The sequence below is a fragment of the Paenibacillus sp. FSL R5-0345 genome (assembly GCF_000758585.1).
Lineage (GTDB): Bacteria > Bacillota > Bacilli > Paenibacillales > Paenibacillaceae > Paenibacillus_AQ.
In genome coordinates this window covers 4,579,387-4,605,507 of record NZ_CP009281.1, presented here as the reverse complement: position 1 = coordinate 4,605,507, position 26,121 = coordinate 4,579,387, and the positions used below count along the sequence as shown (strand labels likewise).

The 26,121-nt window shown below is 44.0% G+C and carries 26 protein-coding genes, 1 riboswitch and 1 other annotated feature; of the genes, 20 read left to right on the top strand and 6 right to left on the bottom strand.

Annotated elements, in window-relative coordinates:
- Window positions 1–14 precede the first annotated feature (14 nt).
- The 19 genes from R50345_RS20515 to R50345_RS20425 all read left to right on the top strand — a co-directional run bounded on the left by R50345_RS20515 (window position 15) and on the right by R50345_RS20425 (window position 16,979).
- Entirely contained in the window at window positions 15–683 is a 669-nt protein-coding gene (locus tag R50345_RS20515) for a riboflavin synthase (protein ID WP_042129654.1), read from the top strand.
- 62 nt (window positions 684–745) lie between these two features.
- On the top strand, window positions 746–1,999 hold the full coding sequence (locus R50345_RS20510; protein ID WP_042129652.1) for a bifunctional 3,4-dihydroxy-2-butanone-4-phosphate synthase/GTP cyclohydrolase II: 1,254 nt from the start codon (window positions 746–748) through the stop codon (window positions 1,997–1,999).
- A gap of 36 nt (window positions 2,000–2,035) precedes the next feature.
- On the top strand, window positions 2,036–2,503 hold the full coding sequence (ribH, locus tag R50345_RS20505; protein ID WP_036676377.1) for a 6,7-dimethyl-8-ribityllumazine synthase: 468 nt from the start codon (window positions 2,036–2,038) through the stop codon (window positions 2,501–2,503).
- A 134-nt stretch (window positions 2,504–2,637) separates the two neighbouring features.
- Entirely contained in the window at window positions 2,638–3,429 is a 792-nt protein-coding gene (locus tag R50345_RS20500; protein WP_042129650.1) for a segregation and condensation protein A, read from the top strand.
- A complete protein-coding gene (gene scpB, locus R50345_RS20495) occupies window positions 3,398–4,000 on the top strand; it encodes an SMC-Scp complex subunit ScpB (RefSeq protein WP_042129648.1) in 603 nt (200 codons plus the stop codon). Before R50345_RS20500 ends, scpB begins: the two co-directional genes overlap by 32 nt.
- 183 nt (window positions 4,001–4,183) lie before the next feature.
- Window positions 4,184–4,897 (top strand): DUF2953 domain-containing protein, encoded by a 714-nt coding sequence (locus R50345_RS20490; protein WP_042129646.1) that lies wholly within the window; start codon window positions 4,184–4,186, stop codon window positions 4,895–4,897.
- An 84-nt stretch (window positions 4,898–4,981) separates the two neighbouring features.
- Window positions 4,982–5,488: a GerW family sporulation protein gene (gene ytfJ / locus R50345_RS20485; protein WP_042129645.1), complete on the top strand. Its 507-nt coding sequence runs from the start codon at window positions 4,982–4,984 to the stop codon at window positions 5,486–5,488.
- A 166-nt stretch (window positions 5,489–5,654) separates the two neighbouring features.
- Window positions 5,655–6,854, top strand: coding sequence for a D-alanyl-D-alanine carboxypeptidase family protein (locus tag R50345_RS20480; RefSeq protein ID WP_042129643.1), 1,200 nt, complete (start codon window positions 5,655–5,657; stop codon window positions 6,852–6,854).
- 36 nt (window positions 6,855–6,890) lie between these two features.
- On the top strand, window positions 6,891–7,556 hold the full coding sequence (locus R50345_RS20475; RefSeq protein ID WP_042129641.1) for a nucleoside recognition domain-containing protein: 666 nt from the start codon (window positions 6,891–6,893) through the stop codon (window positions 7,554–7,556).
- A 52-nt stretch (window positions 7,557–7,608) separates the two neighbouring features.
- Window positions 7,609–8,097, top strand: a complete 489-nt coding sequence (locus R50345_RS20470) for a spore maturation protein (protein ID WP_042129639.1) — start codon at window positions 7,609–7,611, stop codon at window positions 8,095–8,097.
- A gap of 66 nt (window positions 8,098–8,163) precedes the next feature.
- Window positions 8,164–8,508 (top strand): peptidoglycan recognition protein family protein, encoded by a 345-nt coding sequence (locus R50345_RS20465; RefSeq protein WP_042129637.1) that lies wholly within the window; start codon window positions 8,164–8,166, stop codon window positions 8,506–8,508.
- A gap of 20 nt (window positions 8,509–8,528) precedes the next feature.
- The gene (locus tag R50345_RS20460) at window positions 8,529–9,287 is read left to right on the top strand and encodes a pseudouridine synthase (RefSeq protein WP_042129634.1); all 759 of its coding nucleotides are present in this window, start codon (window positions 8,529–8,531) and stop codon (window positions 9,285–9,287) included.
- A gap of 120 nt (window positions 9,288–9,407) precedes the next feature.
- The gene (locus tag R50345_RS20455; RefSeq protein WP_042129633.1) at window positions 9,408–9,929 is read left to right on the top strand and encodes a redoxin domain-containing protein; all 522 of its coding nucleotides are present in this window, start codon (window positions 9,408–9,410) and stop codon (window positions 9,927–9,929) included.
- Window positions 9,929–11,614: a cytochrome c biogenesis protein ResB gene (gene resB, locus R50345_RS20450; protein WP_042129632.1), complete on the top strand. Its 1,686-nt coding sequence runs from the start codon at window positions 9,929–9,931 to the stop codon at window positions 11,612–11,614. The genes R50345_RS20455 and resB overlap by 1 nt, the downstream gene beginning before the upstream one ends.
- Window positions 11,611–12,873, top strand: a complete 1,263-nt coding sequence (ccsA, locus tag R50345_RS20445; protein WP_042129629.1) for a cytochrome c biogenesis protein CcsA — start codon at window positions 11,611–11,613, stop codon at window positions 12,871–12,873. The genes resB and ccsA overlap by 4 nt, the downstream gene beginning before the upstream one ends.
- Window positions 12,874–12,950: 77 nt before the next feature.
- Window positions 12,951–13,667 (top strand): response regulator transcription factor, encoded by a 717-nt coding sequence (locus R50345_RS20440; RefSeq protein WP_036676174.1) that lies wholly within the window; start codon window positions 12,951–12,953, stop codon window positions 13,665–13,667.
- Window positions 13,668–15,104: an ATP-binding protein gene (locus tag R50345_RS20435; protein ID WP_042129626.1), complete on the top strand. Its 1,437-nt coding sequence runs from the start codon at window positions 13,668–13,670 to the stop codon at window positions 15,102–15,104.
- Between the two features lie 118 nt (window positions 15,105–15,222).
- Window positions 15,223–16,716 carry a glycerol kinase GlpK gene (gene glpK / locus R50345_RS20430; protein WP_197069697.1) on the top strand — a complete coding sequence of 498 codons (1,494 nt, stop codon included), beginning with the start codon at window positions 15,223–15,225 and terminating at the stop codon, window positions 16,714–16,716.
- Between the two features lie 14 nt (window positions 16,717–16,730).
- Entirely contained in the window at window positions 16,731–16,979 is a 249-nt protein-coding gene (locus tag R50345_RS20425) for a helix-hairpin-helix domain-containing protein (protein WP_231573845.1), read from the top strand.
- Between the two features lie 122 nt (window positions 16,980–17,101).
- Here the strand turns inward: R50345_RS20425 and R50345_RS20420 are convergent, their stop codons facing one another.
- From R50345_RS20420 to R50345_RS20405, 4 genes are all read right to left on the bottom strand, one after another.
- Complete coding sequence (locus R50345_RS20420; RefSeq protein WP_042129622.1) at window positions 17,102–17,470, bottom strand: carboxymuconolactone decarboxylase family protein; 369 nt, start codon at window positions 17,468–17,470, stop codon at window positions 17,102–17,104.
- A 10-nt stretch (window positions 17,471–17,480) separates the two neighbouring features.
- The gene (locus tag R50345_RS20415) at window positions 17,481–19,124 is read right to left on the bottom strand and encodes a thiamine pyrophosphate-binding protein (RefSeq protein WP_052414670.1); all 1,644 of its coding nucleotides are present in this window, start codon (window positions 19,122–19,124) and stop codon (window positions 17,481–17,483) included.
- A gap of 118 nt (window positions 19,125–19,242) precedes the next feature.
- A riboswitch (cyclic di-GMP riboswitch) is annotated at window positions 19,243–19,338 on the bottom strand.
- 190 nt (window positions 19,339–19,528) lie between these two features.
- Window positions 19,529–20,779, bottom strand: a complete 1,251-nt coding sequence (locus tag R50345_RS20410) for a methyl-accepting chemotaxis protein (protein ID WP_042129618.1) — start codon at window positions 20,777–20,779, stop codon at window positions 19,529–19,531.
- A gap of 122 nt (window positions 20,780–20,901) precedes the next feature.
- Window positions 20,902–21,858 carry a helix-turn-helix transcriptional regulator gene (locus R50345_RS20405; RefSeq protein ID WP_042129616.1) on the bottom strand — a complete coding sequence of 319 codons (957 nt, stop codon included), beginning with the start codon at window positions 21,856–21,858 and terminating at the stop codon, window positions 20,902–20,904.
- Window positions 21,859–22,030: 172 nt separating this feature from the next.
- Here R50345_RS20405 and R50345_RS20400 point away from each other — a divergent pair, with 172 nt between their 5' ends.
- Window positions 22,031–22,864 carry an SDR family NAD(P)-dependent oxidoreductase gene (locus R50345_RS20400; RefSeq protein ID WP_042129615.1) on the top strand — a complete coding sequence of 278 codons (834 nt, stop codon included), beginning with the start codon at window positions 22,031–22,033 and terminating at the stop codon, window positions 22,862–22,864.
- A 72-nt stretch (window positions 22,865–22,936) separates the two neighbouring features.
- On the opposite strand, the gene serA is transcribed toward R50345_RS20400, so the two are convergent.
- Together serA and R50345_RS20390 are read right to left on the bottom strand one after the other, a co-directional pair.
- Window positions 22,937–24,529 (bottom strand): phosphoglycerate dehydrogenase, encoded by a 1,593-nt coding sequence (gene serA / locus R50345_RS20395; RefSeq protein ID WP_042129612.1) that lies wholly within the window; start codon window positions 24,527–24,529, stop codon window positions 22,937–22,939.
- Window positions 24,530–24,772: 243 nt separating this feature from the next.
- Window positions 24,773–25,003, bottom strand: a binding site (T-box leader).
- Between the two features lie 110 nt (window positions 25,004–25,113).
- Window positions 25,114–26,025, bottom strand: a complete 912-nt coding sequence (locus R50345_RS20390) for a hypothetical protein (RefSeq protein WP_042129609.1) — start codon at window positions 26,023–26,025, stop codon at window positions 25,114–25,116.
- Window positions 26,026–26,121 lie beyond the last annotated feature (96 nt).

Below are 26,121 nucleotides of genomic sequence, written 5' to 3'. Positions count from 1 at the left end.
TTAGGAGGGAAAGCATGTTCACTGGATTAGTCGAAGAAGTTGGCACTTTGAGAAGTGTCTCCACCGGTGGAGAAATGATGGTGCTGAACATTGCCGCTTCGGTCATCATGGATGATCTGAAGATTGGTGACAGTGTATCGGTTAATGGCGTCTGTCTTACAGCGACAACTTTAGGCGAGAACTATTTTACAGTGGATGTCATGCCTCAGACCTATCGAAACAGTAACCTGAAGGAGCTGCGTCCTGGCAGTCGGATGAATCTGGAACGAGCAATGGCAGCCGGAGGCCGATTTGGAGGGCATATTGTTCAGGGTCATGTGGACGGCACAGGTGTTATCAAAAGTGTGAAGCGTGATCAAAACGCAGTAGTATATGAGATCGCGCCAGATCGCAAATCACTGTTCAAATACATCATTCCTAAAGGGTCGATCACGATCGATGGCATTAGCTTAACTGTAGTAAAGACGACGGCTTCATCGCTGACTGTATCCATTATTCCGCATACGTTAGGGGAAACTGTGTTAACTTACAAGCGGGCAGGAGACAGTGTAAATATAGAGTGTGATGTCCTTGGTAAATATGTCGATCATCTTCTGCATTATGGCTCGACTGGACAGGATGAAGAAAGTGACAGCAGCTCTGGGATTAGCCATGATTTCTTGGCTGCGAACGGATTTGCTTAAATAAAGAGTAAGCTTACGAGGACGGAAACAATCCTTCGTAAAGCTATTAGGAGGATAGAATCATGAGCGAACAATCGAAGAAGGAAAGTGTCTTGGACCCGATTGAAGAAGCTATTTATGATTTAATGCGCGGCAAAGTCATCATCGTAGTGGATGATGAAGATCGTGAGAATGAAGGGGATTTTATAGCTCTTGCTGAACGGGCGACACCAGAAGTCATCAATTTTATGATCACTGAGGGACGTGGTTTGGTCTGCATGCCAATTACCGCAGAACGTGCGGAAGAACTTGAACTGCAGGCCATGGTCAGCCACAATACAGATAATCATGGCACAGCGTTTACCGTATCCGTAGACCATATCGATACAACTACTGGTATTTCTGCTGGGGAAAGATCCTTGACTGTAAAGGCCATGATTGACCCTAAAGCGAAGCCGTCTGATTTCCGTAGACCTGGCCATATGTTCCCGCTGATTGCGAAAAAAGGCGGAGTTTTGCGACGTTCCGGACATACAGAGGCTGCTGTTGATTTAGCCCGTATGTGTGGTGCATATTCAGCCAGTGTGATTTGTGAAATCATCAAGGAAGATGGCTCGATGGCTCGGTTGCCTGATCTAGTTGAGATTGCTAAGAAGCATGATCTTAAATTAATCAGCATCAAAGATCTCATTCACTATCGGAATGAGAAGGAACAGCTCGTCAATCGCGAGGTGTCGGTGCGTCTGCCTACCGATTTCGGTGAGTTTCAGACCATTGCTTATACAAATGAAGTGGATGATAAAGAACATGTAGCATTGGTGAAGGGCGATATTTCAGGGGATGAGCCAGTGTTAGTACGTGTACATTCCGAATGCTTGACGGGGGATGTATTTCACTCCCATCGCTGCGATTGCGGTCCGCAATTTGAAGCAGCGCTTCGGCAGATCGAAGCTGCCGGTAGAGGGGTATTGCTCTATATGCGCCAAGAAGGTAGAGGTATTGGTCTTATTAATAAGCTTAAAGCCTACAAGCTGCAAGAAGAAGGACTAGATACCGTAGATGCGAATCTTAAGCTTGGTTTTCCAGCAGATTTACGTGATTACGGGATTGGAGCACAAATTCTGAAGGATCTAGGTATAAGTCAAATTCGTCTCTTAACGAACAATCCTCGAAAGATCAAAGGATTGGAAGGCTATGGATTGGAAGTTGTTGAACGCGTGCCAATACAAATGCCGGAGAATAAAGATAATACTAATTATCTCCATACGAAGCAGGCGAAGCTTGGACACTTGTTGTCTTTTGACGACATTGAACAAAATGAGGATTCGAAAGTATAACCATACATTATAAAAAACGAAGGGTAGATGATTGATATGCCGAAATATTTAGAAGGACATTTAGTTTCTGAGGGGTTAAAATACGGAGTCGTAGTAGGACGTTTTAATGAATTTATTACCAGTAAGCTTTTATCCGGTGCACTAGATGCATTTAAACGCCACGGTGTTGGTGATGATGAGGTAGATGTGGCTTGGGTTCCAGGTGTGTTTGAAATTCCGTTGATTGCTCAAAAAATGGCGGAAAGCGGTAAGTACGACGCTGTAATCACTTTAGGAACCGTTATCCGCGGTTCTACAACGCACTATGATTATGTATGTAATGAAGTCGCTAAAGGCGTAGCCGCGATTAATCTTAAAACCGGCGTGCCGACGATTTTCGGGGTAGTTACTACTGAAAACATTGAACAAGCCATTGAGCGTTCAGGAACTAAAGCAGGGAATAAAGGCTGGGATGCTGCGACTGCTGCGATTGAAATGGCGAATCTTAACAAACTGTTTAAGTAAGACAGCTATTGACGAATCAGTTGAATTCGTGCTTATTTATAGTATAAGAAGAAAGCATGGATTATAAAGCCCTTTCTACTTGTGTAGCGTCCTTTGGGCGCTGCACTTTACTTTTTTTGGCGGGAGGATGCTTCGTGACTGTATTGTACAAGCTGGAAACGTTTGAAGGTCCGCTGGATCTGCTTTTGCATTTAATTGATAAGGCGGAAATCGACATCCAGGACATTCCGGTCGCCGAGATCACCGAACAGTATATGGAATACCTGCGAAGTATGCAGGAGCTTGAACTGGATATTACGAGTGAATTTCTCGTGATGGCTGCAACCCTATTATCTATAAAGAGCAAGCTATTGCTGCCCAAACCACCGGTCATTGAGATCGATGATTTTGAATATTACGAGGAAGATGAATTTGATCCACGAGCTGAGCTCGTTCAGCGACTGATTGAGTATCGTAAATTCAAGAGTATTGCTGTTCATTTAATGGATATGGAGAGCGAGCGGAGCTTGATTTTTACGAAGGAACCGGAGGATCTGGGTCCATTCGTGCCTGAAGAGATCGACCATACGCTAAAAGGACTACATACTTCCGACCTTATAGCTGCTTTCCGTAAAGCACTAAGTAAGGCGGCAAGAAGGTCTTCTTACCAGCGGATCACCCGGGACGAAATATCGGTAAAAGATCGTATACGTGATGTATCGGATGCGCTGCAGCGCAGAGGAAAGGGCGGAAGGCTCCATTTCTCAGCACTGCTTCACGATGAAATGGCGCGACACGAAATCGTAGTTACTTTTCTTGCGATTCTGGAACTAATGAAAATGAAGGCGATTTTTTGCTACCAAGAGAAATTGTTTGAAGACATCGTAATGGAGTGGAGAGGAGGAGAACACTTCAATGGATTACAAAACGCTGAAATCGATTATTGAAGGCCTGTTGTTTCTATCAGGTGATGAAGGAATCTCCGTACGGCAAGTCGCCGAGATTACGGAGCAGCGGCCAGAGCTTGCGGCTGGAGCATTAGAAGAACTGAAAGAGGATTATGTGACTCAGGAGCGGGGGTTACAGGTAGTCCAAATTGCCGGGAATTACCGGCTGGCTACATTGCCTGAACATGCCCATTATTTTGAGCGTTTGGCTTATTCCCCATCTAGATCCACGTTGTCTCAAGCCGCATTAGAGACATTGGCGATTGTGGCTTATCGTCAGCCGATTACACGGGTGGAGATCGAAGAAATTCGAGGTGTGAAATCTGAACGTGCAATTCATACGCTGAATAATAAGGATTTGATCCATGAGGTAGGTCGTGCGGAAGCTGTAGGACGTCCAATCTTGTATGGCACGACTAAATCATTCTTGGAAAGTTTTGGCCTTGCAAGTCTGAATGAATTGCCAGAACCATCAAACTTCGAATCCACGGATAATTTGGAAGAGGAAACGCAGCTATTGTTCAATAAGCTGGATACTCAAATGACGTTCGAGGATATAGAGGAACCTTAGTTTTTTTGTAATTCCGCAATTATTTATATTGCTGGGACAGCCCATAAACCATTCATATGGTTTATGGGCTGTCCCTATTTTTTTGAAGAGGCACTTTTTTATCCAAACCCCGAATTTTTTCCAGCTTAAATTGCCATACTAAACCAAAGGTTCCCATTATTTCGGTTTCTTGGAGGTAAATACGTGACGTTATGGCTTGGAATTCCCCTCGGATTGCTGGTGTTGGCAATGATCCTGGTTCTGTCTTCATCTATCGATTTCCGCATCCGGTGCTATAAACATGACAAAAATGATCTGCTCGAGTTAGATGTTAAGACTCTTTTTGGTCTAATCAAACTCCACTATGAACTGCCCCGATTGGTCTTTAAAGGATTGGAGCAAGGTGTGATCGGGAAGTTTAAAGAGACGGGATCCGCGACTACAGGTGTTGATACTGTAAAGGAAGAACAATTCGATAAAAAAAGATTTGAGCACTGGCGGGACAATATACAACTAGCTGTGAAGTCTACACGCGGATTGAAAAAATGGTTTAAGGAAACTGTATCTCATGTCAAAATATCAAAGCTCGACTGGTCCACGGATTTCTCACTTGGTGATGCAGCTGACACTGCCATAGTATCAGGGGCCGTATGGGGATTGAAGTGGAGCATCGTTGGATTTATTTCGCAGTGGGTTAAATTGAAATACAATCCACGAGTGTTTGTGAAGCCTGTTTTTCAAGATGAGCATTCTTTTTCAATGGAGTTCGTATGTGAGGGTAAAATGTCCGTTTCCTATGCCGTATACGCATCAATGAAGCTCCTTCTCCGTGTCTTGAGAGAGACAGGGGGAATCAGTAAATGGAGAAAGTTACTAAAACGGATGCGCAGGGAGCCTCATGGGCAAAGTTTAGAATGAAAGTTACATACAAATGTGTGGATGTGGGGATGATAAGCGCTGTAGAAGCATGAGAAATCGTACTCAATCAAAGGAGGAAACAATATGAGCGACCATCCTATTCAGGGCCTAATGCAAACAGCGATGGAAAATATCAAGGGTATGGTAGATGTTAATACGATTGTTGGAGATCCGGTACAAACACCTGACGGTAGTATTATTCTCCCGATTAGTAAAGTGGCCTTTGGATTTGCTGCAGGGGGTAGTGATTATCGAGTAGAGGATTCTATAAGTGGATCCAGCTCCCAAGGCGGTGTCAAAATGCTTCCTTTTGGTGGCGGTAGTGGGGGCGGTGTCTCCATCAGACCAATTGCTTTTCTAGTGGTTGGTAAGGATGGGGTAAACATTGTGCCACTCGACAATCAAACGCATTTGTTCGAAAAAATTATCGATGCCACGCCTGGGCTCATCGACAAAATCCAGACCATGTTCCAAAGCAGCAGCAGTTCTTCAGGTCAAGCTGGGTCAACTGCTACACAAGCACCACAAGCGCAAGCATCACAAGCACCTGCTAAACCCGATCCAAGTACATCCCAATCTTCAACACATTAGGTACACATAATTGTTCAAATAGCCTCGGGGATATCGCCTTACATCAGGCGGTGTCCCTTTTTGTGTGGAGAGGACATACCCTAAGGCTGGTCCGCATACACTTGTACAACATAAGCATGAAATGAATGACTTTACTTAAGAACCGATAAGAATCCGGAGGATAAATATGAAGACAATAACCCGTAAATTTCCAATCGCCTTATTACTGAGCATTGTGTTGTTTCTTCTGACACCGCTAACCTTGATCCATGCGGAGAACAGCTCCATATCTACGCATGCAAGGGCAGCAGCGCTGATTGATGTGGAATCCGGGCGTATTCTGTATAGCAGTCGAGGAGATGAGCCTATGCTTATTGCCAGCCTGACTAAAATAATGACCGCCCTCGTCGCTATTGAGAATGGCGATTTAGCATCCAAAGTCAAAGTTGGCAAAAATGCCTTCGCCAAAGAAGGCTCCTCAATTTATTTACAGCAAGGAGAAGAGATGACGCTGGAAAATATGTTGTATGGTCTAATGCTGCGCTCAGGGAATGATGCGGCAACAGCGATTGCTGAACATATTGGCGGATCTGAAGAAGGGTTTGTATACCTGATGAACAATAAGGCTGAAGAGCTAGGATTGAAAAATACTCATTTTGCTAATCCGCATGGTCTTGATGCTGAAGGCCATTATTCGAGTGCTAACGACTTAGCCGTTCTGACGGCTTATGCTCTTCATAATCCTGTATTTAAGCAAATAGTGAAGACGCAGGAGAAAACTGCAGACAATCCAAATGAGAAATGGGATTACAAATGGAGAAACAAGAATAAAATGCTGTATTTATATGAGGGAGCGGACGGTGTAAAGACAGGGTATACCAAAAAAGCGCTACGCTGCCTTGTCAGCTCGGCGACTAGAAACGGTCAGCAGCTTGTCGCAGTGACTATAAATGATGGCGACGACTGGAATGATCATGCTTCACTACTAAACTTCGGGTTTAATCACTATCCGCTAAGGACATTGATCGAACGTGAGGATCCCGTAAGCGGTTATGACTTCGTGACAGCAAAAAAATTTTCCTATCCTCTCGGCCAAGGCGAACAGGATAGAGTGACCACCAAACTTGTCCTAAATCAGATGCCAGCAGCATCAGCTAAAACTGTAAGATCAAACTTTGGACTGCAAGGGGTTCTCGTTCTAAATCTAGGGGACAAAGAAATAGGCCGGGTTCCGGTCTATACACGAGAGTCCTTACCACCTGAGGAATCCGCTTATACTAAAAAATATAGTGCAACTCAAGCACACACTTATCCTGCGAATAATTGGTTTCAGGCTTTAGGAAGTGCACTGAAGGCGTTATTTAAATTGGGGGAAAGCTCCAAGTAAGCAGATAGGCTGAATAATGAAGAGGGAGGCGTATCCATGATTAACGGGATTTGGCTAGGAATGATCATCATCGGTTTTCTGTTCGCCGCCGTTAACGGCAGAATGGATGAATTTACAGCCGCCGTATTCGACGGAGCTAAGAGTGGGGTTACAGTAAGCTTCGGTTTAATAAGTGTGCTTGTATTCTGGCTTGGAATTATGCGGATCGCAGAGGATGCTGGTTTGCTTAAAAAAATAGCCAAGATACTTGGTCCAATTGTATCCTTCCTCTTTCCAGATGTGCCGAAGGGTCATCCTGCGATCGGTTATATCCTCTCCAACATGAGCGCTAACTTGCTTGGACTAGGCAATGCGGCTACACCTATGGGGATCAAGGCGATGCAGGAGTTACAGAAGCTCAATCCTGATAAAGATACGGCAACGCCAGCTATGTGTACCTTGCTTGCGCTTAACACGGCAAGCATTACGCTTATTCCCGCGACATTAATTGCGATTCGATTGAATTACAATTCGGCAGATCCTGCTGGAATAGTAGGCACGACCCTCGCCGCAACAGCTGTGGCGACCCTTGCGGCGATAGCGGCTGACCGATTCTTCCGAAGGATGACATTGCTGCGCAAACCTCCAAAGCCGCCATCAGCAAAGTCTGGTTCTGCCTCATTGGCGAAGACGTCGCTGCCTAATTCTTCTTTGAAAGGGTGAGCATGACTTGTACCAGTTAATCAGTCTCATATCGGCATGGGCGATTCCGGTCATGATTACGTTCATCCCGCTCTATGCTTATACGCGTAAAGTCCCAGTGTATGAGTCGTTTGTTGAAGGGGCAAAGGATGGGTTTGGTACGGCAATCGCGATTATTCCCCATCTCGTGGGGATGCTTGTAGCGATCAGTGTTTTTCGTGCATCGGGTGCACTCGACTTCCTCATGGGATTTATATCTCCTGCTCTGCAAGGGCTTGGCGTCCCTCCAGAAGTACTGCCACTTGGCCTTCTGCGGCCCCTCACAGGGACAGGCTCGCTAGCTTATACCACAGATCTGATTCGCGTTCATGGTCCAGATTCTCTAATCGGCATGATTGCCTCTACCATACAGGGCAGTACGGATACAACACTCTATGTATTAACAGTTTATTTTGGCGCCGTAGGCGTGCGTAACGGCCGCTACGCACTTAAGGTAGGTCTATTCTCCGATGTCGTTGGCTTCGTTGCAGCGATCGCGGTCTGTCTCCTGCTTTTTGGGTAGGCGGCGTCACCCCCTATCCTTCCTCGACATATGCTAATTCAGCAATGTGGAGGGAGGCAATCCGCTATGATTTATAAAGGTTTTATTCTGCACCAGTCTCGCTGTACTTCCATTAACGGCAAAGGTTTTGATTTCTGGGTTGGAGTGGACGGAGCCATTTACGCGGCACCGCTACTGACCGATCCGGAGTATATTCACATCTGCTTGGAAGGTGATTTCAGCAGGGAAGATGGAATTCCTCCATTATCTGGCAGGAAGGAACAGCTATTTGCAACGGGTAAACTCATTCTAGAATTGGTAGAGCGCTACCAAATCTCCCCTTTAATCATCGAACCCCACAATAAATACTGCCCAGGAGCATTTTTTCCATGGAATGAACTTGTGATTTATCCCTCTGATGGTTATCATTAATCTGAGGTGACTAGTCGAAAATGGAAAGATTACAGAAAATTTTGGCGCAGGCCGGTGTGGCGTCCAGACGTAAGTGTGAAGAAATGATTTTGGCCGGTAAAGTGGAAGTCAACGGGGAACTCGTAACTACGCTTGGCACGAAGGTGGACCCCGCAACAGATATTATTAAAGTCTCCGGTAGACTGATCCGGGGCGAGAACAAAATCTACATTATGTTCAACAAACCTAAAGGAGTAATTACAAGTGCTTCCGATCCAAAGGGTCGTAAGGTTGTAACGGACTACCTTAAAGGAATTACAGAACGGGTTTACCCTGTAGGCCGTCTGGACTACGATACGGAAGGTTTGCTGCTGTTAACAAACGATGGGGATTTCGCTAACTTGCTTACCCATCCTAAGCATCACGTACCTAAGACGTATCATGCTACGGTCAAGGGTATACCGCACGGAACTGCATTGGACAAGCTAAAGGCTGGGATCAAGCTGGAAGATGGTATGACAGCGCCTGCCGAAGTAGAGTACAAAGATATCGATGAAGTGAATAAAGAAGCGGTAATCAGCATTACGATTCACGAGGGACGTAACCGTCAGGTACGACGCATGTTTGATGCGATTTCACACCCCGTCATCCGTCTGAAACGGATTTCTTTCGGGGATATTATGCTGCAAAATCTTAAACGCGGATCCTACCGTCATTTGACCAAAGATGAAATTAACCATCTGCAGCAAATTGCTAAAGCAGGATTGCTAAAAGAAAGAACTCCACGTAAAGAGTCATAAAGACACAGAATATTCACAATTGAGCCCCCTAATACTGTGACTAAATTCGCTATAATGTTCATAGGATGTTCACACCTTACAACATAAGTATGAGTTGCGTCACAGAAGGGGGCTTTACATGTGGGTAAAGCGAGAAAACCAATTCAAATCGTAATTCTGTTTCTAATCGTTCTAGTGGGTGGTTATGCAATTGGCTCCTCTGTATTTGGTGGAAGTGGTAAGCCAGAGGAAGGTAGTAAAGCGCCTGCCATTGATTTGCTAGGTCTAGATGGACTTGGGCATACATTAGACGAGTATAAGGGTAAGGCTATTGTGCTGAATTTCTGGGGCTCATGGTGCACACCATGTGTAAAAGAAATGCCGGCCCTCCAAGCACAATGGGAGAAATGGAAAGATAAGGATGTAGTCGTTATAGGAATCAATGTAGGTGAAGATCAGATGACTGTCGAGAATTTTGTGAAGCAGGTCGACATTGATTTTCCGATTCTGATGGACACGGGACGAGATGCTGTGCGAAGTTATGGTATTTCTCCACTTCCAACTACTTTCTTTATTAATCCAAAGGGTAAAATTGACAGCATTCATATCGGCCAGCTTGATTTAGATTCACTTGATGATCAAATTGGAAAGCTGGTGGATTGATGAGTGAACGCGAGGCTTTTATAACCAATACCAAATGTGAATGCGGCCACCAGAATCCTGTAGGTACTGTTCTGTGCGAAGCATGCGGAAAACCGCTTGGCAAAGAATCGGATTGGGGCGAGAATCTGGAAATGCGTTATGACGGTGTAGCCCGTCGTTCGCAGCGTGTTAATCCAGGCATGATTGATCGCGTATGGAACTTTTTTTCATCCGTCAAAATAGCGATTTATCTAATCGTATTGACACTGTTAGGCTCTATGCTGGGCACGATATTTCCTCAGGAGAGTACTTTTCTTAATATTGATGCATCTAGTTATTATAAGCAGGAGTATGGAACAGCAGGGGACATCTACTATAAGCTTGGACTTTCACATACATACGAATCCTGGTGGTTTGTAACTCTACTCGTAATGATTGGTGCTTCACTTGTCATTTGTAGTTTGGACAGAGTACTTCCGCTATATAAGGCATTAACTAGACAGAAGATTCGAAAGCATCGTCAGTTTTTAACTCGGCAAAAGGCCGTGCTAGTCACTGAAGTGCAAGAAGAACCAGAAGCTTGGGTTGCTAGGGTGGTTCAACCTATGCGTAAAAAGGGCTACCGAGTCAAAACAGATGGAGGAGCTCTGCTAGCAGAGAAGCACCGTTTCAGCCGCTGGGGACCTTACGTAATACATATTGGTTTGATTATTTTTTTACTTGCTGTATTGGCAAGAGGATTGCCGGGTCTCAACATGGATCAGCATCTAGCTTTCCCGCAAGGGGAGATTACACAGATTCCGGATACGACCTACTATTTAAAAAACGAGAAATTCACCGTAGAGTTCTATACAGATGAAGAGATGCCTGAGGAGTTTCGAGGCAAAAAAATCCTTCCAAAATTATTCCAAACTAAAGCAGTGCTATATAAATGTACCGCAGATTGCGGAGATCCTACTAAGGAACCGCAGCTTGCCGAGGTGACAACACATGATATCCAAGTAAACTCACCTTTGGATTATAAAGGATTGAAAGCGTATCAGTTTGATTATGATTTAACGCCTGTGCTGCGTTCCGTACAGCCTGTACTTAAGAACTCCACCACAGGGGAGTCGTACGGTAAATTCAAACTGGATATGAAGAATCCGCAGCGTACGATAACAGCGGGACCTTATACGATGACTTTAAAAGAGAAATATATGGATTTTGGACTAAATGAGGATGGGCAGCCGATATCTAAGTCGCCGTATCCGAATGCACCAGCATTCTTGTTCTTGATTCAAGGACCGAATTTGCCAGCGGAAGGTCAGCAGTACTTCTATTTTCCTAAGCAGGTAGATAAGTCTCAGTTTCAGCAGGTTGCTATTAATGATAAGCTTGGCGGCAGCAATAGATTTCTTGAGCTTGAAGTGGACAACATGAGCGATGTTGATTTTTCGGAATCGACTACATACTTGAATATACGTATTGATCGTGCAATGCCTTTTGTATGGTTAGGTGCAGCAATTGTGATGCTGGGTTTAATCCTTGGATTCTACTGGCAGCATAGACGCATCTGGCTTACCGTTGTAAACGGAGAGCTAATACTCGGAGGACATACGAACAAGAATTGGTTCGGTTTCCGCCGTGAGATCGTTTCTATTTTAGAAAAAGTAGATATGGTAGTCGATGAAAAATCAATAGATAATGGAGGAGGCCTTACATGAGCTTGCTCGATATCAGCAGTGCTGTCTTTATTGCCGCATTCTTATTATACAGCGGGTCGTTTATGTTATTCACTATCGCTATCATGGGTCGCAAGTGGTCGGGCCGCAAGCCAGAGGAGCATACTGCTCGATGGGGTAAAATAGCTTTTATTGTATCTTCTATAGGTCTTATCTTTCATCTTATTTATTTCTTTACACGCTGGGCTGGTTCAGGGCATATTCCAGTCAGCAATATGTATGAGTTCATGACTTTCTTATCTATGATGGTTATGGTAGCCTTTACAGTGATGTATGCGATCTATCGTAAGGTTATTCTCGGGCTGTTTGCAGTTCCAATTAGTATTATTGTGATGGCATACGCAGCTGTTTTTCCACAGGAGGTTCAGCCGTTAATTCCATCCCTGCAATCGAACTATCTCAAGATTCACGTAACCTTGGCAGCGCTGGGTGAGTCCTTTTTCGCAGTAGGATTTGCGGCAGGGCTGATGTATCTGCTGCGGACTGTTAATTTTTCCAGTAAAGAAAAGGTGGATCGTAAACAACAAAGGCTGATTGAATTTACTCTCTTTTCAATCATTGTTATAATTGGGTTTCTGGGTTCAGTTTTTGCTTTCCGCGGAGCAGGCTATGAGACTGTTTTTGTCCGTCCCAACGTTACGATTGACAGCGCAGGGCAGGAAAATAGTACAATAGAGAAAGTGAGTTATCGAATGCCGCCGATTGTGGCCCCTCACAATAGCGAAATTGAAAGCTTCCAGTCGTTTCTTGGCATGAAAGAACCTCTCTTTGAAGCTCCTTCATGGATGAATGGTGTGAATGCTGGCCGGAAGTTTAATACTGTAATCTGGTCGATTCTTTCAGGATTACTCCTTTACGGAATTCTTCGCTTGATCGTACGTAAGCCACTAGGCGCAGCGATTCACCCGGTAATGGAGGGAATTGATGAAGGCGATCTAGATGAGATTACGTATAGGGCGATAGCCATTGGCTTTCCTATTTTCACATTAGGCGCTTTGATTTTTGCAATGATATGGGCGCAAATTGCCTGGGGAAGATTCTGGGGATGGGACCCCAAAGAAGTCTGGGCACTCGTTACTTGGCTCTTCTACAGTGCTTATCTTCATTTACGATTAGCTCGTGGATGGCAAGGGCGAAAATCTGCCTGGCTTGCTGTTCTAGGCTTTTTAGTCGTAATGTTTACCTTAGTTGGCGTTAATCTAGTCATCGCCGGACTTCATTCTTATGCGGGGACGGACTGAGCATAGTTTACCTGCTAACACAGCACAATGGATTTAAGGTTACGTTCTACTGTATTTGATGAAGGGGTTGTTGTGAAATGGCAGATCATTTAAACAGAATTCTGGTAGTGGATGATGAAGAACGCATTCGCCGCCTGCTTAAGATGTATCTTGAAAAAGAAGGCTATGAAATCGATGAAGCAGAAGATGGAGAAATCGCTCTTCGTAAAGCAACTGCAAATGACTACGGTCTGATTTTGCTGGATGTTATGCTGCCTGGCATTGATGGAATGGAAGTGCTGACCCGACTCAGAGGGGTCAAGTCAACACCAGTCTTAATGCTTACAGCTAAAGGCGAAGAGATTAATCGTGTACAGGGCTTTGAGATGGGTGCTGATGACTATGTCGTGAAGCCATTTAGCCCTCGCGAAGTGATTTATCGCGTGAAGGCCATTATGCGCCGTTCTTCGGCAACTGCATTTTTGTCCAAAGAGAGCAACTCCAGTAATAACATTGTATTTACTCATCTTATTATTGAGCATGACGCACACCGGGTTACTGCTGGCGGTGAAGAAGTGAGTCTGACACCGAAAGAATACGAACTGCTGCATTATTTGGCGATTTCGCCGGATAAAGTATTCTCTCGTGAAGAATTGCTTAAAGATGTTTGGAATTATGAGTTTTTCGGAGATTTACGTACTGTAGATACCCATGTTAAACGTCTTCGTGAAAAACTGAATAAGGTATCACCGGAATCCGCGGCGATGATTACTACCGTATGGGGTGTAGGCTACAAACTTGAGGTACCTAAATAAGTGAACTTCTGGAGAAGTCTTGTCGGTAAGCTGTGGGTTACGATCATCTGCCTGGTCGCTGTCGTACTGATTACACTCGGGTTGTTTCTACTTCCCTATATCGACAGTAACTTTGCCAATTCTGGTGATATCAAACGTTTATTTATGTATACCTGCATGATCGGATTTTCTTTGACGACATTCTTCGCGTTGTTCTTGTTCACCAAGATCACTCAACCGATGCAACGTGTCATCGAGGCTGCAAACAATATTCGACGTGGTGAATACGGAACAAGGCTGACGCTTGTCACGAGCGACGAAATCGGTCAATTGGCGACTTCCTTCAACCATATGGCTGAGGAGTTGGAAGAGAATATCCGCAGTCTGCACCATGAGAAGGGTCATCTATCCAGTGTATTACGCAGCATGAGTGATGCTGTAATCACCTTTGACACCCTAGGCCAGATAATTCTGACCAATCCGCATGGTCAATCGCTTCTTGAGAGCTGGAGCGATTTAGAGTGGGAACAAGAGAGTGATATTGAACCTCATTCGGAAACGGCTGAGAGTAATGTTCCACCTCCCCTTCGTCCTTTATTTTTGAGCACGTTGAAACAAGGCGGCGATGAGCGTTCTAATGTACATGTCCGGCAGGGCGTGTGGTCCGTCCATATGGCACCTTTATATTCTGAGGGTAGCATTCGTGGAGTGGTTGCTGTTCTGCGTGATGTGACTGAAGAAGTACGACTCGAAAAAATGCGCCGTGACTTCGTGGCGAACGTCTCTCATGAGATTCGGACGCCATTATCGATGATGCAAGGTTATAGTGAGGCTTTACTTGACGGCATGGCTACTTCACCAGAGGAAAGCAGTGAACTGATTCAGGTCATTCATGATGAATCACTCCGTATGGGACGTCTTGTAAAGGATTTACTCGACCTTGCGCGAATGGAAGCCGGACACACGGATATGTTGAAGGCAGAGGTAGATATGAATGAACTGCTTGAACGTGTGTACCGTAAATTTTCCGTACGTGCTAAAGAGCGTGATATTCATCTGCAGCTAAACAAAGAGAGCGATGTCCTTGTTCTTAAGGCTGCGGATGAAGATAAGTTGGAGCAGGTCTTAACGAACTTGCTCGATAATGCTTTTCGTCATACACAGGGCGGTAAGAAGATCACAGTTCATACAGGAACTTGTGTCTTAGAAGGACGTCGCTATTTTGAAATTAAAATTCAGGATGAAGGCGTCGGTATTCCTCAGGAAGACCTGCCGTATATATTTGACCGTTTCTACAAAGCCGATAAGGCACGTGTACGTGGAGAGTCAGGTGGAACGGGACTTGGGCTTGCGATTGTTAAAAATATTGTTGAGTCGCATCATGGAACCATTACAGCTTCCAGTAAATTGGGTGAGAGTACTACCTTTACCCTAAGACTTCCTGTCGAAAAACAGTAATTCCAAACACAATGTGTGATAGCGCCTCTGACAGCAGAGGTGCTTTTTGTTGAAACGAACACATTAATCTTGTTCATCGTGGAACATATCTCATTGTTTATGCTTGGGAGGCCATCAAATGATTTTATCTTTAGACCAAGGGACTACCAGTTCACGAGCCATATTGTTCGATAAGGACGCTAGAATGGTCTCACAAGGACAATATGAGGTTGAACAATCTTTCCCCCGCCCTGGCTGGGTGGAGCATGACCCAGAGCAAATTTGGGCGTCACAGCTTGCAGCTGCAAGAGAGGCGATTACTCGGAGCGGGATTGCGCCTCAGGAAATATTTTCTATCGGTATTACGAATCAGAGGGAAACGGCCCTAATCTGGGATAGAGCAACAGGTAAGCCGATTTATCCTGCGATTGTATGGCAGGACAGACGTACTGCAGAGCTATGTGAAGAGATCAAGAGTAAGGGGTTAGAGGGACTTATTGCTAGCAAGACGGGACTCGTTGTGGATGCTTATTTTTCTGCAACCAAATTCTCCTGGATTCTTGATCATGTGGAAGGCGCCCGAGAGCGTGCGAATAATGGCGAGTTATTGGCTGGGACGGTGGACAGTTGGTTAATCTGGAAGCTTACTGGCGGAGCTATACATGCCACTGACGTAACTAACGCATCACGTACGATGCTATATAATCTCCATAAACGCTGCTGGGATGAAGAGCTAATGGATGAGCTTCGAGTACCACACTCCATCCTGCCAGAAGTGAGAATGTCCGGTAGTGAATTTGGTGCAGCAGATGCACAGTGGTTCGGTGCAGAAATCCCTATTCACTCTGTATTGGGAGATCAACAGGCTGCTTTGTTTGGGCATACTTGTCTTGAACCCGGCAGTGCCAAAAACACCTATGGAACTGGATGCTTTATTCTGATGAATACAGGCACGGAAGCCGTTGTCTCCAGTCATGGTCTGTTGACCACTGTGGCCTGGGGAATGGGAGAGGAACTCTATTATGCGCTCGAGGGCAGTGTATTTGTAGCCGGAGCGGCTGTACAATGGCTTCAGGAGGGGCTGGGACTCATAACGGAGCCGGCAGGCTCAGAAGACAAAGCACGGGAAGTTGAGGACAGTGAAGGGGTTGTCGTCGTACCAGCTTTCACTGGACTCGGTGCACCTTATTGGGATATGTACGCACGTGGAGCCGTATTCGGTCTAACTAGAGGCACAACCTCGGGACATTTGGTACGGGCAACGTTAGAGTCATTAGCATTTCAGTCTAGAGACGTAATAGGGGCTATGGAAAAAGATGCGGGCATGCCATTAACCGGCCTTCGTGTAGATGGTGGAGCTGTTCGTAATGATTTGCTGATGCAGTTCCAGTCTGATATCCTCGGTAGTGAAGTTACTCGAACTACATATGCGGAGACGACTGCGCTGGGAGCAGCGCTTTTGGCTGGATTAACCTCTGGGGTCTGGACAAGAGAACAGCTGGAAAGCTTCAATAAAGCGGAGAGGGTCTTTTCACCTGTAATGGGTATGGATGAGCGTGAACATCGTTACAGCGCCTGGAAAGACGCTGTAGCGCGTACCATGGGCTGGGAGAAACATGAAGGATATCAGTGATCAGGGAGATGCATATGTCTAAGAACAGAAATATAGAAACTGATCCTGCAGGAATGCTTGGCGGATCAGAATCAGATCTTCCGACTGGATTGGCCAAGCCTGCGCTTCGAGCACTCCATGGTGCTGGGTATACAGAGATTCACCAAATCAGTAAGCTCACTGAGTCAGAGCTTCTGCAGTTACACGGGATGGGACCTAAGGCACTTAATCAATTACGGCGTGCGCTCACGGAGAAAGGTTTGTCCTTTGCCAGTGAGTCCTAAAGTCCCCATCACAGATTAACACAAAAAGCGGCAAGCTAAGGATTATCCTTGGCCTGCCGCTTTTTGTGTTGCAATATTTAATATTCAATAACAAATGCTACATTTTGCCATCCGGCATATAGTTACTTTATTTCTTCAATCGTTTCGAGAAGGATATTAAAAGCGGTAATGATTCTAGGTGCCCCTATTGCGGGTACTAAGTGTAATAGAATCCCTTTGAGTTGTTCTACAGTAACTCCCACACGAAGAGCCATGACATAATGAACACCCAATTGATCAAACTGACCCATCGAAATCAGGGCAGAGATAACTGCGATTTCCTTCCAGTCAGCTTCGATTGTGTTGCGTTGAAAAATATCGCCGTAGGCATTTCCCATAATAAATTCAGCCAAATCAGGGAAATGTTCTTTAATCGGAGCCAGTGCCTTAGCTCCGTAGTCTCCTGAGAGATTCGTGAAGTGGTTAAGACCACTGTTTACATTGTCTTTCATAAGTGACCTCCTAATTTAGGTTCAAAGTACGATGAGCAGTCGGAGGGACCTCATCACGGTCTGTTAGCAGTTCAATGACGGCAACACGGTTGATGGCAACAGCGTCCTTGATAGCTGTTTCGAACTCCTCAGCTGTCTCACATTTGTAACCCGTAGCACCAAATGATTCTGCGAATTTCACAGCGTCCATAGGGACTTCGTAGATCGTTCCGTCAATACGTCCTGTAGTTTTTTCCATACCTTTTAGAGCCATATCTAGCTGTTTATTATTCACAACAATGAATATGACAGGAATATCCTTGCAGACAGCAGCGTTAATCTCTGCGCCTAGCATCATAAAGCAGCCGTCTCCTGTAATGCAGAAGATCGTTTCTTCTGGTGCAGCAACCTTTGCGCCAATTGCCATCCCGATGGAATTACCCATACAAGCAAAGTAAGCATCGAATACAAAACTGCCAGGTTTCTTAACCTTGTACCATTTCGCAGCATGGAAACCGTGACTTCCATCATCAACAAAGACTGTGCTGTTATAAGGAATCAAATCACTCATCGTACTCAAGACCGATGCAAGTGAAAGGTTTGGTAAAATCGGAGGCTCTTCGGTATAATCGGAATTTGTCGGTGCTTCGCGTTTTGTGATGTTGTTCGTGTCAATATTATTGAGATAGCAAACTAGATTGTCACGTAGATCTCCAGTCACTGGAATCGTTTTAGAGAACAATATTTTTCCGACAAAAGTCGGATCGCTATCAAACTGAATTAATGTTGCAGGATGATTTTCCTTTTTAAGATTACAAATAGTCATATCGCTTAAACGTGACCCGAGAACGATAAATAGATCACTTTGATTCAGCAAGTCATCCCCATGGGTACAACCGCCTACTCCAATTGGACCGTGATAGAGTGGATGATCCCAAGCTATAGCTCCTTTACCACCTGGAGATGTAACTACAGGAATATTAAATGTTTCTGCTAATTGAATTAGCTCACTATGTGCTCCTGAGCGGTTAACGCCTTTACCCGCGATAATTATTGGATTCTTTGAGTTATTTATAGCATCAAGTACACGGTCGATATTAGCATGGCTGACCAGTGATTCGCGTTCAGGGATTACAATATTACATTCCTCTAGCAATTCCGTTTGTACATCAAAGGGAATACAAAGGTGAACGGGACCACGATTACCGCTCAAAGCAATGGATATGGCATGATTAAAGATTGTGCTAAAGTGATCTCCACGTTCAATAAGCTTGCTATATAAGGTGGCAGGTCTAAACATATCAGCTAAATCAGCTAGAAAAGAGGTAGAGTCCTGACATTGGGGAATTCCAAGCTCTTTAATAGATTGATGGCCAGTAATAAATAGGACAGGTAGGTTGTTGGCCTTAGCATGTGCTGCTGCAGTTAGTAGGTTTGTTCCACCAGGACCGGAAGTGCCAAAAGCTACGCCTATTTTTCCAGTTTTCAGCGCATACCCAGCTGCTTCGAAGCCGGAACTGCTTTCATGTCTTCCAGGAATAAATTCAATACCGTAATCTACCATTTTAAGAACGATAGGACAAATGGATTTACCGATGATACCAAAGGAATGGGTAACACCAAGGTTCCGTAGTGCTTCCGACATGTAATCTGCGACTGTCTTCAAAAAATACACCTCACAAGTTGATTGTTATTTTAAAACCAAACACTAGAAAACCTGTGCTCTAAAATAGGGCACAGGTTGGTAGCATAAATCGCCATAGAGACTGAACAAAAGTCCAGTCGTCTTGGTTTTCAGCAACCTGGCAGTCATGGCCTCAGATTAAAAATGAGGCTGTAGATCCATGGTTTTGCGTCATCCTCTTTCGAAGATTTTGCCAATATTAATTTAGAAATTTATAAGAAGAATTTTCCTTTACAATATATTCCTAGACACTCTTTGTCAATATATTATCGCAAATTAACTCGAATTTTGACGAAAGTCTTGTCGAACCTATGAAATAATAGATATAAAAAAACTGCTCCTAAGTCTAAGCTTAGGAGCAGTTTTTGAATTTGTTTATATGATTTGGACGTCACTTAAAACTTGAAAATATGGATCGTCTTCTGTAGATTAAATACAGCCTGAGTCATTTTCTCAGTTTCTTCTGCAACGGACTGCAGGGCATTAATTTGTTCATTCATAGCGGCTGATACTTCTTCGGTGCCGGCAGCGGTTTGCTGCGTGATCGCAGAGATATTCTCGATTGCACTTGAGATTTTCAATGCACTTTCCAACATAAGATCACTTTCGGCAGAGAAGGAGGAGATCTGCTCGGTAATATACTGTACACTTTGCACGATTTGAGCAAAGATATGAGCAGATTGAGTGATCATCTCATTCTGTACCTGTACGACTTCTTCGTTGATAGCGATATTATCAATCGCTTGTTTAATATCAGTTTCGATGCTCCGAACCAAGCCAAAGACTTCCTTCGTAGAAGCCGTTGATTCTTCAGCGAGCTTGCGAACCTCCTGTGCGACTACAGCAAATCCTCGACCATGTTCTCCTGCACGCGCTGCTTCGATGGAAGCATTTAGTGATAACAGGTTGGTCTGTTCAGCGATCTCAGTAATGGTCTTTGTGATCATCGTAATTCCGCGAGCATTTTGAGAAAGGGCTTCGATAGTGTCAGCTACTTTTTGAGTAGCCTGGATGTTTTTACGCATGCCTTCAGCTTGCGTATCAACGGATTGGCGTCCTTGTTCAACTAGCTCTAATGTATGTATTGAACGTCTGTTCATTTCTTTTGTTGAGTTCGTATAATTGGATACTTTATTCTCAATATCTTTAATGGATTCTGTCATTTCAGCGATATCCGTAGATATTTCATTTGCACCAAGAGCTAGCTCGTTAGACGAAGAGGCTACCTGTGCCATGACAATTTTCAAATTCTGATTCTTATCTTCGATTCCACGGCTTGCATCCATAACTTGACGAGTGATTTGTGATGCTTCTGTCAAAATCTTCTTGAGCTTGTCAATCATAGTATTAAAGGAACGGCTTACGTCCCCCATAGACCCGTTCTCGTCGGCTCTACTAGTAAAATCCCCTTTTGAAATACTATGAGATACATTCGCGATGTCATCAAAAGAAGATGTAAGCGTTCTCTCGATAAAGCGGGCCACTGGGAAGGTTAGAGCAGCAAGAACGACGATTAGAACAATACCCAAAATAATGTTGCCTAAGATCATAAAAGTAACTAAAACAGGAATGGCAAATAGTGCGGCAACGAGGTAACATCCGGCAACAATTCTTTGTTTTAACGGAAGTTTATGCATCCAGTTCATTGGTATAATGTCCTCCTTATTAATATTATGTATTGGTGTTATTATATGGGATTTAAAGGTGATTGGTCTATAGTAAGAACTGACATAAATCTTCTTTTCGGAGTAGTTCTTTAGATTTCGTGTCAAAAATCCTCATAAATAGCGGAAATTTTTGCGATAGCAGACTTTACCATCTCTAAAAGTTCTTGCGGTGAAAGTACAATAACCGAGGGACTAAAAGAAAGGATTATCCGGCAGGCCGACTCGATCGTATTAAATCCGGCTTCTACGTTCACCCACTCTGCATTGCTAGATGGCTCTATCATATGGATAGAAACGAATCTTTCACGTTGCAATTCTTTTAAGACAGATGTTCTAACCCTTAATTTTACCGGATATTTTGGCAGTGCTGCTTTGAAGGCTGTAGTGGACTCTTCCCAATAATGTTTTAAATCAAATTCATCAGGCCTGTTAAACCGCTCATTGGTCTCTTCTACGTTTATCAATCTGGACACACGAAAGGTTCGCAGTTCATCCCCTATATTGGCTACGACATACCAAACTCCTCGTTTTGCAACTAACCCAAGAGGTTCAATCATCCGGACTTTTGTCTCGTCGTTCCGGAGATAAGTGATTTTTACTTTACGGTCTTCCCAAAGAGCTCTCTGAAGTACAGAAAGGAACGGATAAGTCTCATCCGAAGGATGCCAACTGGCACCGTCAATATGGATCCGCTGGCTTAGATAATTTGCTGGGTTACTAGTTCGATGAGAGGAAGCAGCCTCCAGTTTGAGAACAGCGGAAGAGAAGTCGTCCTGTATCCCCAGATCTTTCATGATAGATGAGTCAGTGGACAGAAGCAGTGAACCAATCTCTTGTGGCTTCATACCTGTTAAGGAGGTTCGGTACCCTTCTGTAAGCATCCAACCTCCTTCACGCCCTCGTTCAGCTACAATCGGGATGCCTGAAGCACTCAATGCTTCCATATCTCTAAACACCGTTCGTTCTGACACTTCGAGTGTTTGGGCCAGCTCGCGAGAAGTCATTTTTCCACGTTTTTGCAATAGAAGCAATATAGATAACAAACGGTCGGCTCGCATTTATTATTTACTCCTTCTCGAATTAAATATTGGACGTGCTCCATTCAACCATTCTAAATTTTGATTATATTATATATGTCAGTGGATGTCATATATTAAGGCTATACTTATAAAACGTAGGGAATGATCACAGAATACTGAAATTGAAAACATACTGAAAGGGTTGAGGGGAATGACATTGAAAGGAAAAGTGGCACTGGTTACGGGGAGCAGTAGAGGCGCTGGTAGAGGGATCGCTTTAGAATTAGCAAGAAGAGGTGCTTTTGTCTATATTACAGGGAGAACCATAGATGTATCTGCCACTGAACCAATTAAGGGGAGCATAAATAGCGTACTTAGAGAGATAAAAGAGAGTGGAGGATCTGGTGCGGTAATCCAATGTGACCATACGAAGGATCAGGAAACAGAAGCAGTGATCCGTCAGATCGCTGAAGAGCAGGGGCGGCTCGATATTTTAGTGAATAACGTATGGGGAGGCAATGATCTAGCTATCGAGCAGAAGCCTTTTTGGGAGCTATCTACAGCTCATTGGGAGAATATGTTTAATGCAGGGGTGAGAGCACAGTTGATCACGAATTATTACGCAATTCCCCTCATGCGGAAGGCAAATACTGGCGGTCTAATTATTCATACAACCTTTTGGGATCATTATAAATATCTGGGCAACTTTTATTATGATCTTTCTAAAAATTCACTTTTACGTATGGCCTTCGGACTATCGAAGGAGTTAAAGGATGACAGTATTGCAGTTATTCCACTTTCACCCGGATGGATGAGAACAGAAGCAGTTTTAGAAGCCATGAACACAGATGAGGAACATTGGCAAGAGGTCGAGGAGCTGAAAATGAGTGAATCGACGACATATATTGGTCGAGCTGTGGCTGCACTGGCCGCTGATCCGGAAGTAATGTCCATGTCCGGTGAGCCGCAGCTGGTTGGAAAGCTAGCTGAAAAGTATGGATTTACCGATACCGATGGAAGGTCCATCCCTGCATTCATAATATAGGAAGAAAAAGGTTCGTTAAATCAAAAAAAGGCCACTCCAGTACATACTGGAATGACCTTTTTATGTTATAGATTAAAGTAGGATGATTTCTTCAGCAGTGTTAATCTCTGGTAAACCAGCAAGTTTCACTAGGACATCCTTAGGAACGGCTTTGTCAACGGTCAGCAACATGATTGCAGCGCCCCCAATAATTTTACGTCCCACTTGCATGGATGCGATATTAACATCGTTCTCACCAAGCAATGTACCCACAAGTCCGATAATTCCTACTTTGTCGTTATGAGATACGAAGATTTGATGACCTTCAGGAGCAATATCAACCGGGAACTTATTTACTTGAACAATCCGTTCTCCATAACCTTGCAACAATGTGCCGGCAACAAGATACTCTTGGTCATGATCAGCTTTTAGAGTAACGGTAATTAGATTGGTAAAGCCCTTAGTTTTGGAAGCTTTAGTTATTACTACGTTCACGTCGCGTGTTTTCGCCAAATGCATCGAGTTTACGATATTAACGTCCTCTGCAAAGTGACGGGAGAGCACACCTTTTACGATGTAACGGGTTAGGGGTTGGGTATCTACATCTGAAAGATCCCCAGCGTATTCAACATGGATCTCACGGATAGCAGCAGCTGCGATTTGGGTAACAAAGCTGCCCAATTTTTCTCCAAGCGTGAAGTAAGGTTGAAGCTTGTTCATTACACTTGGAGCCACCGGAGGAATATTGACAGCGTTAATGAACGGTTCATTACGCAGAATATGCAATACTTGCTCCGAAACATCGATCGCCACATTTTCCTGAGCTTCAATTGTAGAAGCGCCCAAGTGAGGAGTCACGATGATTTTTGGATGCGACAAGAAGGGGTGATCTGCTTGAGGCGGCTCTTTTTCGAATACATCAAATGCAGCGCCTGCGACAATACCGCTATCAATTGCCTCTACTAACGCCATTTCATCAATAACACCACCACGGGCACAGTTGATGATACGCATTCCTTTTTTCATCACTTCGAATTGTGGGCGAGAAATCATATGGCGTGTTTCCGGAGTTAGTGGAGTGTGCACAGTAATGAAGTCTGCTCCGCGTACAACATCGTCTACGGAAGCTAATTTAACTTCCATCTTTTCAGCACGTTCAGCGGTTAGGAAAGGATCAAAAGCAAGAATTTCCATACCAAAAGCTTTGGCACGTTTAGCCACTTCGCTACCGATTCTGCCCATTCCGAGTACACCCAAGGTTTTTCCGCGAAGTTCTACACCTACGAAGGTTTTTCTATCCCAGGTTCCACCAATTGTTTTTGCATAAGCTTGTGGAATGTGACGGGCCAGAGCCATCATCATTGCGAAAGCATGCTCACAAGTCGTAATTGTATTTCCATCCGGAGCATTGATTACAACAATACCACGCTTTGTTGCAGCATCCAGTTTGATATTATCTACACCAACACCTGCACGACCAATTACTTTTAGATTTTTTCCTGCTTCGATGATTTTGTCTGTTACGGTAGTTTGACTGCGGACAAGTAAGCCATCGTATTCACCGATAATTGCAATGAGTTCGTCTTCGCTGAGGCCTGTTTTTTTGTCAACAACTACATCTTCTGCGTCCATCAATTGCTGAATTCCCAAATCACTGATTGGATCCGATACTAATACTTTAAACATGGTTTCTTATCCCCCTTAAAGTTGAAAAGCTTTATATGTCGAGGACGCCTATTGGCAATCCACAATACCTGAAGTTTCACAAACTAGTAGAGAAAAACATGCGATAATAGTAGATCAACGCGGTGTCGCATAAAAGAAATTGCGTGCAAAAGTGCCGCGGAATCGGTAACTTTGGGCAAAAGGGTAGTATAAATTAGGTGTTTAGGAACTAAAAAAACTCCCGACCCCCATACTACTGCCGTAGTAAGGGACGAGAGTTATCTTCGTGGTACCACCCTAATTCACTGCAACTTGGAAGAAGCAGCCTCATTGGCCTGCAAAGGCCACACTGGTAACGGAGTTGATCCGATTGTACCTACTTTAAGGTTCGATACAATATCTCAGGAGCGCTAAAGACATCTGTTCGTCACCGGTTTGCACCAACCACCGGCTCTCTGAAGACTATCAGAATCTTTGTTCCATCATCGTTTTTGATTGATTAATTTTTTCATAATGTAACACGGTAATGTAAATGTGTCAATAGGCTTTGAAAGTAGGCTTTCTTGAAGTGAACTTCATTTTTCGTTATGATTCAATGACTGGCTCTACTCATAAAAAAACGGGAGCTGTGGAATCGTCTCCTTGCTATAGTACTGTTCTCGCCACTTCATAAAATCCTCTGTCTGTATAGCACCTGTGGAAATAAGCAGGGTAACAGAGGACTGGACATCTGTAAGATTTAATGAACTGGCAGTACCAGAATGAATCAAATCGTCTATTTTTGCAGTAATGTCCTGAGGATCATAGGCTGCAAAAATTCCGCGGTTCAACATGATATCAGCAATAGATGCGTTCTTTTGGAGAAGGGGCATTTTTTTCCACTGTATAAAGGACATTGTTTTTAGCTCACCAGCATCAGAAGGAATTTTCTGGTTTGTCTTAGAGCCCCATTTTAGCATAGAATCATAAAAGTTCTTTTGTGCGAGCAATCCGAATTTAACCGCACCGGCAGTATAAGGATCATTTTTTAGCAATTTTGCCGTCTCTGCACCAGATGCACTTGCACTTATTTCACCAGAAGCTTTGGAGAATAAAGTTAAGCTTTTGAGAATGTTTAGCTGTGATTGATGCAATAATGGAGAGTTGGAAAAAATAGAGTCCTGGTTAACTCTTTCATATTGCTTATCTGCTAGAAGGCTGAGATTCTTGATAGCTGCTGCGTTCATACGGGCATCTGTACTGCGTGCCAGCTTGTCCACTTGTGTGTTCCAATTCTGCTTGAATTCCCGATAAGGCAAAAATACGTTATGATAGAAAGTAACAAGATCCTTCTGTTGGTAAGAGCCCGTGAATTCTTCTAATCCATATCCATTGCTGTTCTTTTGTTGCTCATATTTAGCTTCCGTCTTGTCTGCGCCAACCTTGACGCCTGTAAAAAATGCGGCGAAGGCGCAAATAAGGAAAAACAAAAAAAATAGGGTGTATAACATTTGAGTACGGGAGTTACGTTGGCTCATAATTAGTGCTCCTTTTTCTGGGGGAATTATCCTATGTATTATGTATTGATAGCAACATTATGGACGGTTTCTCTTTCGGAGCTGCCCGAAAAAATT

What these genes read in the sequence shown, in the direction of transcription:
- R50345_RS20405 (WP_042129616.1), bottom strand. Translation starts at nt 21,858, where the DNA reads ATGCGAGCCGACCGTTTGTTATCTATATTGCTTCTATTGCAAAAACGT.
- R50345_RS20410 (WP_042129618.1), bottom strand. Translation starts at nt 20,779, where the DNA reads ATGAACTGGATGCATAAACTTCCGTTAAAACAAAGAATTGTTGCCGGA.
- R50345_RS20425 (WP_231573845.1), top strand. Translation starts at nt 16,731, where the DNA reads ATGTCTAAGAACAGAAATATAGAAACTGATCCTGCAGGAATGCTTGGC.
- R50345_RS20440 (WP_036676174.1), top strand. Translation starts at nt 12,951, where the DNA reads ATGGCAGATCATTTAAACAGAATTCTGGTAGTGGATGATGAAGAACGC.
- R50345_RS20480 (WP_042129643.1), top strand. Translation starts at nt 5,655, where the DNA reads ATGAAGACAATAACCCGTAAATTTCCAATCGCCTTATTACTGAGCATT.
- R50345_RS20465 (WP_042129637.1), top strand. Translation starts at nt 8,164, where the DNA reads ATGATTTATAAAGGTTTTATTCTGCACCAGTCTCGCTGTACTTCCATT.
- serA (WP_042129612.1), bottom strand. Translation starts at nt 24,529, where the DNA reads ATGTTTAAAGTATTAGTATCGGATCCAATCAGTGATTTGGGAATTCAG.
- R50345_RS20515 (WP_042129654.1), top strand. Translation starts at nt 15, where the DNA reads ATGTTCACTGGATTAGTCGAAGAAGTTGGCACTTTGAGAAGTGTCTCC.
- ytfJ (WP_042129645.1), top strand. Translation starts at nt 4,982, where the DNA reads ATGAGCGACCATCCTATTCAGGGCCTAATGCAAACAGCGATGGAAAAT.
- ribH (WP_036676377.1), top strand. Translation starts at nt 2,036, where the DNA reads ATGCCGAAATATTTAGAAGGACATTTAGTTTCTGAGGGGTTAAAATAC.
- R50345_RS20510 (WP_042129652.1), top strand. Translation starts at nt 746, where the DNA reads ATGAGCGAACAATCGAAGAAGGAAAGTGTCTTGGACCCGATTGAAGAA.
- R50345_RS20470 (WP_042129639.1), top strand. Translation starts at nt 7,609, where the DNA reads ATGATTACGTTCATCCCGCTCTATGCTTATACGCGTAAAGTCCCAGTG.
- ccsA (WP_042129629.1), top strand. Translation starts at nt 11,611, where the DNA reads ATGAGCTTGCTCGATATCAGCAGTGCTGTCTTTATTGCCGCATTCTTA.
- R50345_RS20400 (WP_042129615.1), top strand. Translation starts at nt 22,031, where the DNA reads ATGACATTGAAAGGAAAAGTGGCACTGGTTACGGGGAGCAGTAGAGGC.
- resB (WP_042129632.1), top strand. Translation starts at nt 9,929, where the DNA reads ATGAGTGAACGCGAGGCTTTTATAACCAATACCAAATGTGAATGCGGC.
- R50345_RS20475 (WP_042129641.1), top strand. Translation starts at nt 6,891, where the DNA reads ATGATTAACGGGATTTGGCTAGGAATGATCATCATCGGTTTTCTGTTC.
- R50345_RS20390 (WP_042129609.1), bottom strand. Translation starts at nt 26,025, where the DNA reads ATGAGCCAACGTAACTCCCGTACTCAAATGTTATACACCCTATTTTTT.
- glpK (WP_197069697.1), top strand. Translation starts at nt 15,223, where the DNA reads ATGATTTTATCTTTAGACCAAGGGACTACCAGTTCACGAGCCATATTG.
- R50345_RS20460 (WP_042129634.1), top strand. Translation starts at nt 8,529, where the DNA reads ATGGAAAGATTACAGAAAATTTTGGCGCAGGCCGGTGTGGCGTCCAGA.
- scpB (WP_042129648.1), top strand. Translation starts at nt 3,398, where the DNA reads ATGGATTACAAAACGCTGAAATCGATTATTGAAGGCCTGTTGTTTCTA.
- R50345_RS20420 (WP_042129622.1), bottom strand. Translation starts at nt 17,470, where the DNA reads ATGAAAGACAATGTAAACAGTGGTCTTAACCACTTCACGAATCTCTCA.